Annotated in this window: 2 protein-coding genes; both read right to left on the reverse strand. The window is 37.1% G+C overall.

Annotation, left to right across the window (positions count from 1 at the left end):
• Window positions 1–19: 19 nt before the first annotated feature.
• On the reverse strand, window positions 20–8,182 hold the full coding sequence (locus Q2T41_RS03350) for a BspA family leucine-rich repeat surface protein (protein WP_304434949.1): 8,163 nt from the start codon (window positions 8,180–8,182) through the stop codon (window positions 20–22).
• A 211-nt stretch (window positions 8,183–8,393) separates the two neighbouring features.
• Entirely contained in the window at window positions 8,394–15,905 is a 7,512-nt protein-coding gene (locus tag Q2T41_RS03355; RefSeq protein ID WP_304434950.1) for a M4 family metallopeptidase, read from the reverse strand.
• Between the last annotated feature and the right edge of the window lie 244 nt (window positions 15,906–16,149).

Raw genomic sequence — 16,149 nt, forward strand, 5'->3', positions numbered from 1 at the left:
GTTTCTATATGCTAAATTTCTATTGCCGTTGAATCAACATTTGTTGCTGAAATTCTAGCCCTGATACATCTGTCGTTTTTACAAAATAGGCACCTGTAGGAATTTCCAAAACATTAACCGGTGTACCTTGCTGGTCAATAAGTCCTCCTTTGATCGTTCTGACCAACCTACCTGTAACATCAAATATTTGAATAGTACCTACAGTGGTGGGTTTTGTAAAACTTAACGTAGTTTCTACCGATGCAGGATTTGGATAAATGGCCAAACTATTTTCTGACTTTGTTTCTGTGTAACTTTTACCAGAATTTCCAGAACTAAGGTTAATGACCTCTAGATTATCATATAATGCGTAACCTGCATTCTGTTGTGCATAATTACTGAAGAACCACAAATCTATGGATTCAATATCCTGAGGTACCATAATGGTAGTCTCATATCTAGACCATTCGTTACCAAAAGTATTAGCTCCCAACGCGGAATTTGCCCTGTTGTCAGGATTAATTTCCAATCTAGCAGTACCTGAAACACTTTTACCATCAACCCCAATGAACAACTCATCTCCCGCAACAATGCCATATTCGTCCAGTTTAATTTTAATCCTGTAGGTACCCCATGGCTGTCCGCTGTCCATATTACCAACTTCCAAAGCACAAGAGCTTCCGTTCGTATCATCTGACGTACCTGCAACAGTATCTACACCCAATGCCGTAGTTCCTGAAGGAAGTACAATAGCAGCATGCTCATTGAAAAGATCATTGGAACATGTAGTATTCAAAGTTTCAAAAACATTTACCAAAACCGTATCCATGGCCGTTGCCCCTAAATTATCCGTAACGGTCAACACCACTTCATGTTCCCCTATATTTAAAGTAACTATAGGGTTTTCACCAACAGCAATTTCAGATTCATTCAATGACCAAGAATACGATACAATTTCACCATCTAAATCAACACTGTTAGTACCATCCAACATAAGAGTTTCACTACCGTCCATGTCACTATCTTCCTGTGTAATATCGTTACCTGCATTGGCTATTGGCAATAAATTCTCATCATTGTCACTTAAATTAATTACCGTAAGATTATCATAAAGTGATGTACCTGCTATAGATTGCGCGTAATTACTGAAAAACCATAAATCTATACTTGCAATATTGGCAGGTACTGTAAACGTTGTTTCATATCTGCTCCAGTTAGTGCCAAAAGTCATAGACCCCAAAGGAGCATTTGGTGAATTATTAGGATTAATTTCCATTCTGGCCGTACCTGTTACACTTTTTCCATCAACTCCTATAAATAGCTCATCGCCTGCATCAATACCATAATCAGATAAGTTAATAGCTATACGATACGTACCCCAAGGTTGGTTATTATCGAGATTACGAACTTCTATAGCACAATTACTATTATTGGTGTCAAAAGTTACGCCCGTTACACTATCTACCCCTAACGCAATTGTACCTACTGGTAAAGCTATGGCTTCATCTTCATTTTCCAAATTATCAGAACAAGCTATTATAGGGCAATCTTCCCCTGCATCATTAATTATCCAACCATTACCATCTATAAGTTCCTGTCTTTCCATAGCTGACGTACAAAAAGAAATATTTTCGGCCCCTAGGGTTATTCCTTGTAGTGTTGGCCCATTTTTCCACCCTATTAAGGTTGCATCATAATTTTCAATGGAAAGGCCAGAATCATCTAGCATACCATCCATGTTTGTTATACTATTCAATGACCATTCTCCCAGTGATTGATTAAAATCAGCTGCTTCTTTAAACATTGAATTCATTCGTTCAACTTTAGATACGTTCCAAGCGGATATATCTTGATTAAAACCACTCTCCCTAAACATTCCAATCATTTCTAATACATTAGAAACATCCCAATTACCTAAAGGCTGATTAAATTTTGTTGTCCCGTAAAACATACCCAACATTGTTCTCCCGTTGGATACGTTCCATGAATTAAAAGATTCGTTTCCAATTAGACTGCTGCACCCACTAAACATCTCTCCGAAAGAAGTAACATTGCTTACATCTGGAATGTCAGTTGCTGTTACATCTAAATTGGTACAGCCTTTAAAGGCCTCTGCCATGCTAGACCACGTATTATCTCCCCATTGAACTATATATTCTAATTTGTCCTTATCTCCTGCGCCGTTAAAAACAATAGTTGGAAAATCTCCAATGATAGAAACTGTATACGTACCAGCATTTGAATAGGTATGGGTTGCATCACCAGTAAACCCAGATTCTATTATACCATCTCCCCAATCCACACTATAATTATAACCGCCTATATCAGAAGTTGGTAAGGTTATTTGGGTATTTGCAGAAACCCCAGGGTTATCTGTTTTCCATGTAGTTACAAATGCATTACTGAAATCTATTGGACATTTTTCTCCAGCATCTGTAATATGCCACCCAAAATTGTCAATTAAATATTGTCGTGCCTCCTTAGAAGCGCAATAATGTTGATTTGTCCCAAGAAAAACATTGTGCTGCAAGTCCGCTAACAAACTCCAACCAATTAATGTTTTATCATAATTTTCAATGGAAAGATCAGAGCCATCAAACATATTAGCCATATCGGTTACATTAGATACATTCCAAGAACTCAAATCTTGATCAAATGAGGTATAACCGAACATATATTGCATTTTGGTAACGTTTGAAACATCCCAACCAGAAAGATCTTGATTAAAACTTCTAACATTACCGAACATGGATGTCATTTCAGTTACATTTGAAACATTCCAGTTGCTAATGTCCTGATTGAAATTAGAGCTTTCAAACATTGCAGTCATTTTTATAACATTACCTACATCCCAGTTACTTAATGGCTGGTTAAATGACTGAGCGCTATGAAACATGAAACTCATATCAGTTACGTTAGATACGTTCCAATTATCAATTGAATGGTTAAAAGTAGATGCGCCACCAAACATCGAATTCATAAGTGTAACGTTACTTACCTCCCAATTGGAAATATCTTGGTTGAAAATGGTGTTATTTGAAAACAAATAATTCATAAACGTAACATTACTTACATCCCAATTAGAAATGTTAGCATTGAAATTTTTACAATTAGTGAACATGCTTTCAAGATTGATAATATTGCTTACATCCCAATCATTAAAAGATTCATTCCCTTTTAAATTACTACAGCTTGCAAACATATTTTGCAAGGATTGTACTTGGCTCAAATTAGGTGCATCCGTGGCCAATATATCGAGATTTGTACAACCAGAGAACGCAAATGCGGCATATTGCCATACTATATCTCCCCACTGGTTGACTGCCAGTATTTTAGTAGCATCACTGTTAGACTCATTACCGGGATAACTTCTGAAATTAATTGATTCTACCGTTCCGGAAATTGAAACCGTGTAAGTTCCTGCCAATTCATACGTATGTATTTGCTCTCCATATAAATTATCCGTAATAATACCGTCTCCCCAATCAACCGTGTAAGGACCTCCCCAAATTGGCAGACTTATTTGATTATCATTTGTCATTCCTAAATTATCCGTTTTCCAAGTGGAAACAAATGCATTTTGTTCCGGACAACTTTTTCCATTATCAGAAATTGTCCAATCAAAATTTTCAACTAAAACCCGTTTAGCGCTCTCTCCTAAACAATAAGAACTTAAACCCGCATTAAACTGAACATTAGGTTGCAAACTCTGTAACCTGCTCCACCCTACAAGCGTATTATCATAATTAACGGTTGTTAGTTGAGAGCCTTCAAACATTTGATTCATTGTAGTTACCTGACCAACATCCCACGTGCCCAAACTGTTTTTAAATCCGCTATTTCTGAACATAGCCGACATGTCAGTGATTTGTGAGGTATCCCAATCCCCTAATATTTGATTGAATAAAATGGCACCTTCAAACATTTTATCCGCTTTTTGCACAGAAGACATATTCCACTTATTAAAACTTGAATTCCCAATTAATGAACTACAATTTTCAAACATGGAACCTGTACTGGTAACCAATGAAAGGTCTGGAGTATCACGTGCAGAAAGATTTAAATTTGTGCATCCTGCAAAAGCCCCTTGCATGAATTCCCAACTAATGTCACCCCATTGGTCAATAGATTGTATTTTATTTGCATTGACATCGTCTTCCTCAAAATAAATTCCTGGAAAATTTCTTGAAATTGATACGGTATATTCACCAGCTTGAGCATAATTATGGGAAATGTTACCTGTAACATTGGTATTGGTTGAACCATCGCCCCAATCTATATCGTAATCATAATTTAAAGAATTCCCATTTTCCACATTATTAAATGTAGGTATGGTAATTTCATAAGACGGGTTATTATTTTCAGAAACATTCCATGTCGTTACAAATGGTCTAAAATCACTTATATCACAATCTTCACTTTTACCTGAGTCCACTATCTGCCAATCATAAAGAGCTGCCAACCCAGCTCTTGCTTGCGCGGAATTACAATAAAATTTATCATTAGCCCCCAATTCAACCCCTAATCTTAAATTAGGCAACTTATACCAACCATTTAAAATATTATCATAATTTTCATTGGTAATTCCGGAATCATCGAACATTGAATCCATGTACATGACTTTACCAATATTCCACAAACCTAAATCTTGATCAAAGTTTATGGCATTTGAGAACATGTAAGACATATTACTAACGTTTTGAACCTGCCAATTACTTATATCCTGATTAAATGATGATGCATTTAAAAACATACCATACATATCCTTAACCTTACTAACATCCCAATTAGAAATATCTTGATTGAATGATGTATTATATGCAAAGAGCAGAGCCATCTGTTGTACATTGGAAACATTCCAATTACTAATGTCTTGATTAAAGTTAGATTCTTTAAACATTCCACTAATACCTATAGCGCTTTGTAAATTCCAAGATGCTACAGGTTGATTAAAATTTGCGGCACCAGCAAACATGTCATAAAAATACCTTACGTTACTTACGTTCCATGAATCAAGAGGTTGATTAAATTGCAATGCATGGGCAAAAACAGCGGTCATTTCATCAATATTTAGAGTATTCCAGTCATTAAAATAACTATTGCCTACTAAAGAATTACAACCTTGGAACATTGCGGTTAAACTTTTTACCCATGTAAGATTCGGAGTATCTTCTGCAACGACATCTAAATTTGAACAATTAATGAATGCACCATTCATAGATGACCAACCATAATTACCCCATTGTTCTACAGTCAATATCTTCTGACTATCCCTCTCTACATCCCAGCCACCAAAATATATTCTAGGAAAATCACCTGAAATAGAAACAGTATATATACCGGGCGTTTCATAGGTATGGGTAATATCACCTGTAACATTTGTATCGTTTGTGCCATCGCCCCAATCTACGGTATAATCATAAATTAATTTCTCTTCCCATGATTGGGAAGTATATGTAGGTATTGTTATTTGATTATCATTGCTAACTCCAGAATTATCGGTTTTCCAAGTTGTAACAAACGGTATCTGCTCTTCTAAACCGCAATTACGGGCAAGGCCTTTATCATTAAAGGACCAACTATATGTATCAATCAGAAATTGACGTGCTTCTTCCCCGGCACAAAAACTTATTTGATATGCTCCTAAATTTACGTCATTCTTGAGTTCAGGTAGTTGACTCCAACTTATTAAAGCAGCGTCATAATTCTCAGTAGACAACCCGGAATAATCAAACATATTATACATGAATTCGACATTTGAAATATCCCAATTACTTAAATCCTGATCAAAAGAAGAAGCAAAATAAAAAGCTGTAGATAAGCTGGTTACTTTAGAAACATCCCAATTACTGATATCTTGATTGAATTCTTGTGCATTATAAAATATACTCCCCATTTGGGTAACGTTCTCAATATTCCAATCTCCTATATCATGATTAAATTTTACAGCACCGGCAAATAAATTATCCATGGAATACACATTACCAGTATTCCAACTACCTATATTCTGATTAAACATTTTTGCTTCCATAAACATACTGGTCAGGAATATTACATTACTGGTATCCCAAGTGTCTAATTCTTGATTAAATGCCTCGGCATATGCGAACATATTGGTCATATTTTGAACTTGCCCCACATTCCAATCACTAATGGGTTGATCAAATTTTTTCGCATGAAAAAATAATTCTGCCATATATTTTACGCTAGAAGTATCCCAATTGTTAATCGACGAATTAAACACCAACGATTGAGCACCTGAAAACATACCGGCCATATTCTGAACAAATGTTAAATCAGGAACATCTGTAGCTGTAACATCCAGATTAGTACAACCGGCAAAAGCATTTTGCATAGATTGCCATTGTATATCTCCCCATTGATTAACCAGAATTATTTTATTACTATCACTATTATTACCATAAGGGTTATTAAAATAAATATGGGGAAATTGACCTATGATGGCAACCTCATAGGTGCCAGGAATCACATAAGTATGCGTAATTGGACCTGTTACATTTTCAGAAATTGAACCATCTCCCCAATCTACGGAGTAATCGTATGTTCGGTATTGGTTGGTTGGTATCGTTATTTGATTTGGTCCAGAAACACCTGGATTATCTGTTTTCCATGTAGTAACGAATGCATTGGTAAAATCTATAGGACATTTTTCACCGCCGTCAGTAACGACCCAACCAAAATCATCAATCAATTTTTGGCGAGCCGCAACCGCCACACAGTAATTACTATTACCCGCATTAAAATCAACTCCGCTTTTTAAATTGGTTCTACCAGACCAACCGAGTAATAATAAATCATAGTTGACTGTTGATAACTCAGAATTACTGAACATAAACCTTGCATCAGTAAGGTTTGTAATATTCCAATTGCCAATATTCTGATCAAAATCACTAGAAGCAAACATATTGTGCATATCTTTTACACTTTCTACATTCCAAGTAGATATATCCTGATTGAAAGGCGAGGCGTTAAACATTCCACCCATAGTTTCAACTTTTGACACGTTCCAATTTGAGATATCTTGGTTAAATGGTGAATCCTTAAACATTTCGTTCATATTTATCACTTCTCCAACATCCCAATTTCCTATAGGCTGATTGAATGGTGTGAAAGCGAACATGTTTCTAAGGTCATTAACGTTAGAGACATCCCAATTACGAATATCAAAATTGAAACTTGAGAAAAAGAACATCCCATTCATTTTATTAACATTCCCTGTCTCCCACTTATTCCATGAAATATTATCCACCAAAGAAGTACAGGAATGAAACATATTTCTTAAATCGTTGACATTAGAAAGGTTGGGAACATCAGACGCTAACATTTTTAAATTAACACAACCATCAAACGCAGACTTCATAGTTGACCAATTTATGTCTCCCCATTGATCTATTGACAATAACTTAGCCTTATCATTATCAAATTCTAGAGCACCATTAAAATAAATACTTGAAAAATCCCCAAAAATTGATACTGTATATGTACCGGGAACTTCATAGGTATGCGCAATATTTCCAGTAACATTTGTAGAAAAATTACCATCGCCCCAATCTACCCTATAGTTGTAAATTTCACCAGGCATGGTAGGAATTGAAATTTCGTTATTTCCTGAAACTCCTATATTATCTGTTTTCCAGGTAGTAATAAATGGCCTGAAAGACTCTATCTTTTCTATAAGTAAATTATCATAAAACACACTTCCCGGAGTATTTCTTGTGTAGTTACTAAATAACCAGATATCTATAGTTTCTACTTCGGGAATTATAAATGTCTGTTCTGCCCTAGACCATATATTGGTAAAGTTTTTAGCAAAAATTGCACTATTGGCCCTATCATCAAGATTTATTTCAATTCTTCCATACCCTGTATTGTTTCTTCCATCTATTCCAATATAGAGTTCGTCACCTGGAACGAGTCCCAAATCTTCTAAACGTAATTCTATATGATAACGCGCCCAAGGTTGGTTACTATCTTGATTAATAACCTCTACTGCACAATCGCTATTATTGGTATTAACAGATGTGCCCAAAACGCTATCACCGCCAGCTTCCAAAATTCCTTCATGCAAGGATAATCTTGAATTCTCATTTATAAGGTAATCATTACATTGTTGGGAAAATAAGGATGAAACAAATAGCACTTGAAAAAATAAACACAGAAAAAAGTTGTAGGAATTCTTCATTGATTAAGGTTTGGTTATAAGTAATTTCATACAATACTATTATTAATAGTAAAAACTATATGTATTTCTCGACCATGTACAATAATAAACGGTAGCTGACTTTTTTAACTGTACATTCTACACCAAAGATTAACCCGTAACTTTTAACTGGACCGTAAATAAAAATGGAGGCCTACAAGAGGCCTCCATTATAAGAATATAGAGTATTAATTTACTGCCTTTCTATGAGCATTTGTTGCTGGAACTCCATGCCAGATTCATCTATGGTTTTTACAAAATAAGTTCCCGTAGGTATTTCCTGAACATTAACAGGAGAACCATTTGAATCTATCAGCCCACCTTTTATAGTCCGCACCAATCTTCCCATAACATCAAATATTTGAATGGTACCTACAGTGGTGGGTTGATCAAAACTAATTGTAGTTTCTATATTGGCAGGGTTTGGATATAGACTTAAGCTATTTACCGGCTGCACGATTTCATTATTCTTGGCAGTAAGTCCAGGAACATCAAGTTTAACAATCCTTAAATTATCATAAAGTGCAATACCGGGTGTACTTTGAGCATAATTACTAAAGAACCATAGATCTAAAGTCGTGACACCGCTAGGTACAATAAAGGTCGTGTTATAATTTTCCCATTCACTACCAAAAGTTTTAGAACCCAATGAGGTGTTAGGTGCGTTGTTACGGTTTATTTCCATTCTTGCCGTACCGGTAAGACTTTTACCATCTATCGATACATACAATTCATCTCCCCAGGTGATGCCCTGTGCCGCCAAATCAATGGTAATCCTATAAGATCCCCAAGGTTGACCATTATCTGAATTGCTCACTTGCAATGCACATGGACTATCATTGGTATCCGTTGAGATTCCTACAGCAGAATCCACACCCAATGCAATTGTACCTGCAGGTAATATCATACCTGAATATTCATTCTCTAAATCATCTGTACAGGCTATTGCCAAAGGATCGGTAACAGTAATTCTGACCGTATCTGTATCTATAGCATTTTGAATATCCATTACAGTTAATTCCACCTCATGGACCCCTACATTAAATGTTACAGTTGGCGATTCTCCGCTTGCGATTACGGAACCGTTCTCCCTCCATGTATAACTAATTATTTCTCCATCAAGATCGGTACTATTAGAACCGTTCAACGAGACTTCTTCACTACCATCTTGGTCTAAATCCTCTACATTAATATCATTTCCGGCATTAGCTATTGGAATTAGATTATCACCTGTATCACTAAGATTTATAACAGATAAATTATCATAGAGTGCAACACCGGCACTAGACTGGGCATAATTACTAAAGAACCATAGATCTAAAGTCGTTACACCGCTAGGTACAATAAAGGTCGTGTTATAATTTTCCCATTCACTACCAAAAGTTTTAGAACCCAATGAGGTGTTAGGGGCATTATTACGATTTATCTCCATTCGTGCCGTACCTGTTAAACTTTTGCCGTCAACACTAATGTTTAGTTCATCGCCAACCCTTATGTCATAGTCAGTCAATCTTATTGCTATTCGATAAGAACCCCATGGCTGTCCGGCATCATTATTAGCAACTTCCAAAGCACATGGACTGCTATTGCTATCCGAATCTATACCTAACGCAGTATCCACTCCGGCCCCAATGGTACCCAACGGTAATACTATTGCCGGATGTTCGTTCATTAACCCATTAGGACACTCGGTAACAACCAAAGGTTCCACAATTGAAATCTGCACTACATCAGTATCTTCGGCCCCTTCATTATCAACGACCGTTAATTCTACAGTATGTACGCCTAAATCAAAATCTACAGAAGGTGTAGGGCCCGTCGCTATAATTATACCATTTTCCGCCCAACTATAAGAGATAATATTACCATCTAGGTCAATACTATTGGTTGCGTTCAACTGTACGGTCTCCACCAAATTATTATCGGTATCCTCAATGACAACATCATTTCCTGCGTTGGCAATTGGTACCAGGTTTTCACCGACATCGCTAAGGTTCCTTACAACAAGATTATCATAAAGTGCAACTCCGGGACTGGATTGTGCATAATTACTAAAGAACCATAAATCCAAACTAGTTAACCCTGCCGGAACTATGAACGTGGATTCATATCTACTCCAATCACTACCAAAAGTTCTTTGAGCTATGGCCGTATTGGGCGCATTATTACGGTTTACTTCCATTCTTGCCGTTCCGGTAAGGCTTTTACCATCTACACCTATGAACATCTCATCACCTTCACTAATACCATAATCCGCCAGACGAATTGCAATACGATAAGTTCCCCATGGCTGGCCACTATCTTGGTTACTAACACCCAATGCACATGGACTACCATTGGTATCCGTTGAAATTCCCAGTGCAGAATCTACCCCCAACGCTCTGGTACCCGCCGGTAAAACAATATTTGGATCCTCGTTAGGTAAATTGTTCGCACATGCAACTATAGGTGCTGCCTCAACGGTCACCGTTGCTGTACATTCATCCTCGTTCCCCGCTGCATCTATTACTGTCAAAATTACTTGATTGGTGCCTATATTGCTTTCATCAAAACTACTAGGTGATACCGACATTGATGCAATTCCTACATTATCGGTTGAACCACCATCTACATCAGCAGCAGATATAGTTCCAAATCCAGAAGCGTCAAGTACCAAAGTAAAATCTTGACAAATAGCTTCAGGTATGGTTGTATCTGGAGCAGCTTGTACCGTGACCGTCGCCGTGCAACTAGCACTATTTCCAGACGTATCTGTTACCGTCATTGTAACCAGGTTTTCCCCAATATTCAATTCATTAAAACTGGATGGCGAAATTGATATGGAGGCTAATGCAACGTTGTCCGTTGATCCACCATCCACATCTGATACGTTAAGACTTCCCAATCCAAATTCATCTAGCACCAATGTAAAATCTTTGCAGACCGCTACTGGTGGCGTTGTGTCATTTTCAGGTTCAATTGTAATTAACTGATTACATGAGGCACTATTTCCACTGGTATCCGTTGCCGTCCAAGTCCTAGTAATAACTTGGTCAACGGTAGCATCAATAAAAGTTATCCCATCAATACCAATATCGTCCGTTGCCGTAGCCGTACCCGTTTCAGAAGGGTCGGTCGACTCCCCAAAAGCAACAGTAACATCTGCGGGACAGGTAATGACAGGTGGGGTTACATCTGCACAAATACCTAGAGGATCAATTATTGTATATGTTATATCATAAGGTGTTTCGTTGCCATTAATATCCCTAATATAAAGAGTAACAGGATTAACACCAAGATTTGCACAGGTGTACGTTGCTGGTCCCGTTACGCCTACTGCTCCCTCTACACCGCAATTATCATCTCTACTTACTACTGCTCCTATAGCAAATACGTTAGGTGTCACCTCTCCTAGTGCATCTAATTCAAGAACAACATTTTGGACTACCGCTGTTGGGGCTTCATCATCTGTCACGGTTATAATCTGTTCACAGCTTTCAGAAGTGTTCCCTTCCTCATCGGTTGCAGTCCATGTAATAATTGTTTCACCTACTTGAAAAGGATCTGTCAAGGTCAATAATGCTCCATCACTTCGTACAAAATCAATGGTAATGTTCTCCGGCAATGTTACGTTATCGGTTGCCGTAGCTGGTATAATTGGGAAGCTTGCCTCGCATAACCCTATATCATTACTCATAGTTACATTAGGCGAGCATGTAATAATGGGAGCTTCAACATCCACTTCTGCCGGTGTTCCCGGAGAGCCAATGTCAGCTCCAGAATTACCATGAACCCCTATACTGGTATATGCCGTAAACAATGGTGTAGCAACATCAACTGTACTCAATGCCCAATTTCCACCTTGTTGATTATCCGCAGATAAATCCGTAAGATAGATTGATGCAAAACCATCATCCGAAGGCCAAGGCAATTCATTGGTGTAATCTACCTGTTCCACTACATTTAACTGGGTCTGGTTATCTCCATCATAATTTAAATAGCTACTCCAAATACCAATAGTATCCCCTCCATTATTTCCCAAAGAAGGAAAATCCGTAACTGGAATTAGATTAACATCTCCCCAAGCATCTTTAAACTGATCTTGAGTCAAGTCTGCATCGTAAAGGATAACCGACCCTTGTGGTGGTATAATTCCTGAAACAATATTGGCAGAAGCTATTGACGAGCCCTGGTTATCATCTAAAACATAACCTGCCAAATCTATTGGCTGTAGGCCTTTGTTATAAATTTCTATCCATTCCCAAACACCGTCCGTTCCATTTGGATTGTACATGATTTCAGTTATCAATAAATCTGAATCTATTTTTGATACGGTAAAAGCCTCGGAGCTTCCCGTGCAACCATTATCATCTACTACCTCAACTGAATAGTTACCTTCAACTACTATAATGGTCTGTGTAGTTTCTCCTGTAGACCATAAATAATCTACAAAACCGGGTCCGGCATCAAGTGTAACACCACCACTACCCTCAACATAGGAATTTGGCCCGGAAATAAGTGGTAAAGGCAAGGGGTTCACGTTTAAAATAGCAGCATTACTTATAATATTACAATCATCTGTTGGGTCTACAGTTCCTTGGTCATCTGTAATTACCACACGGTATTGCAGGCCACTGCTTTCCATCTGAACTGGAGAATTCAATGATAAGGTTGCGGTACCGTCCTGATCGGCTACATCTGTCCATTCTGTTAGACCATTACCCAAGGCTTGCCAGTTATAGCTTAAAATACCTGTACCTGATGCTACTACAGTAAATTCTAACGTTGTCTCATCTTGACATAATGTTACATCTTGTGGTTGGTCGGTAAAGGCAAGAGCACAGGAAGGAACTCCCATTAAAACCAAATCATTGCCATCGCCACCAATGTAACTTAGAATACCACTAAAGTCACCAAAGTTTATTTCCGAACCTTCTTCCAATCCTTGAAACGTTCCCGTAATTGGTCCTGTTCCATTATTTTCTATAATTATAATCTCATCACTCTCTGCATTATTATAACCTCCAATGAGATTTAAATTTGCTCCTACCAAACTTACATTGTTACTCACTACAACTTGGTCATAATCTACACCAGGGATATTTCCGTAAACTTCAACATTAAATGTACTATTGTCTTCTTCCAAGTTACTGCTACTCTGAATTGTCAAATCTATCGTTGAGATTATCCCTGGACTTGTTCCCGGAGAAATTTCGGATTGGCGATTAACATTTAAACCGCCTATAATAGACCCTACACCGGTCATAGTACTTTGAAATAAATTTATAGGTATCGTAGAATTAATACTTGCACCATTTAATTCAATTGATCCATTACTAATGCCGTTTAATGAAAGAAATTCCAAAAATCCATTTTCAGCTATAGTTATCTCAAAACCATCAAAAACTATAGATTGATTCGGCATACTTATTGCGTCATTTAGATATACCGTATTAGTTCCAAGTAAACCTTCAAATATTATACTATTGGTAATGTCCGATAATGGAATTTCTACAGTATTAGGATCTATTTGAATTATATTAGGTAAACTAGACCCAATAGTACTTGAACTTAAAATTCGTAGATTCCCGTTAAGGGTAGAAAGTTCAAAATTATCATCGCTATCCCCACCATCTACATCGGTTACAAATAACCTATCGAATTCATTTGATGTTATTTCCGTATCCACATTTAATTCAGAAGACTCCTCAATACAGAACTTGGTAGTTTGGTAAAAGCCAAAAGTACCACCGGTAAAAATTGTACGATCTGCACTAGCTAAAATATAAGAACCTACACCATAACCACTGTTCATACCATCATTATAAGCATCGTACATTACAAAACGATATTCACCTGGCTCCAATGGCGCAGGGGTTATCGGGTTGCCATTACTATCAAAATTTTGTTGTAGTGTTTCTACCAAATTAGTAGAACTATTCGCAGAAGTGTAATCTCGGCCATCGATAATGTAACCTTCAGGGCCAAATAAACGCCATTGGGTTTCATCAGCATATTGATCAAAAGTAATATCCACGGTAATATCACCTGTATCACAAACTGCAGGAGTCGGAGCTACACCAAACGGTTCTCCTACACCAACAGCATGCCAAGCATTGGTCACTGCAATTTCTTCTGAACTTCCAGCACCAAACAAATCAATGGCTGCCAAAATTGACCCCATTCGTGCATCCTCAAAATCGGACAACTGTGTTAAATAGTTCGCCAAATTATTGTAGGCAATAGCTCCTGCTTTTTCCATACCTATGGCATTTACTCCATAAGCATCTCCGTTATCATTGGTACCTGAACCACCAACACTTAATAAATAAAACCAGTAATTTTGTACTCCAGAATTTATATGAACCCCACAAAGATCATTTGTATTTACCGGTCGACAATTTATTGTATTAATCCAATGCGTTCCGCCATACGTGTCTGGATCTGAATAAGCATTAGGATTGCTCATAGATCGCAATGCCCCTCCACTTCCGCCAAAACCAATAGCATCACCCATTAACCAATCGTTGGTACCTTGGGCAAAAAATTCAATGGATTCCCCAAATATATCTGAAAATGATTCATTCAAAGCCCCAGACTCATTCTGATAAACTAAACTTGCCGTATATTCGGTAACTCCATGGGCAATTTCATGACCTACTATATCTAATGCTACTAAGGGACCATAATTGACACCATCTCCGTCGCCATAAGTCATCCTGGTTCCATCCCAAAACGCATTTATATTATTATTATACCCCAATCCTATTAAATTGGTACTTACATAAGATTTTAATATAGAACCTGTATCATCAAAAGAATTTCTACCATGTTCTTGCATAAAATATTTATGCGTTTGTTCTGCACCATAATGTGCTTGCACTCCAATTTCACTTCCTGAAAACACATTGGTACTGCTAGTGAAATCCGTAGCCAAGGTATAATCAGTACCATTATTCATGTTATAGGTTTCTATACCATTACCATCCGAAACCTGACGTAAAGAATACAAGTTGTCAGTAAAATCTGCCATAAAATTTACAGGGCCATTATACAAGCTTTCTCCAGACGCTGGAGTATCCACTGTATGTATTTTGTTATTAACAAATAAAACCTGACCATTGTCCGCATCAATATATATGTCTACTCTCTTAATAGGTTTTAGGGCATAAACATCAAATTTATACGCTAATTTTGGAGAATTAAAATCCTGGTTTATTACCGGGAAAATCACCAATTCACCAGTTGGCTTACTATAACCATCAACCATGGCCGCCTCTGCCGGATTGTCCCATAAGTATTGTTCAGCACCTATATATGTTATAGCACTATTTAATGCAGCTGTAGCAGATATAGATGGTGCTGTAGACAAATTTTCTATTTCGAATACACTATTGGAAATAGCTTGGACAGTACCTTCTTTAGAATGTATTATAGATTGACCAAACTCAACTTTTATACCTCTATAATATTGTTGATATTTCTGGTGATCTACACCTTTTTCGTCTTTTTTAGTTGCTACTTGCTGAAAACTTATATTGTTTGAAAGATTAAAATTTTCAAAAACAGCTTGAGGACTTATTTTGCCCTTCGTTTTTAAATTGGGAGGCAAAACCTCAATTCCTCTAAGTTTTTTTTTGGGTACTTGTTGCGAAAACGAATTGCCCGTAGAGAATAGAATGAACATAGCAAGACACCTTGCAATAAAAATTGGTTGGATTTTCATGATGCGTAATTTAGATTTAAAAAAAATGTGTGAGGTTTACTTATTACATGTAGCCAACGAGAGTAGAGAGATAAGAAAGAATTTTTTTTATGAAACTTTCTTTTCCAAAAATTTATAGTATTAATAAAAATTGGTGAGATGTAAAATTCTCCCATACTCAATTGGTTTTGATTTAAAACCAAAGCACAGCTAGGCATTCTTGTAAAACGTGGGGTTTACTATCTAAATTTTTTTGGGGGAATAC

This window comes from Maribacter confluentis (genome assembly GCF_030505015.1).
Taxonomy (GTDB): domain Bacteria; phylum Bacteroidota; class Bacteroidia; order Flavobacteriales; family Flavobacteriaceae; genus Maribacter; species Maribacter sedimenticola.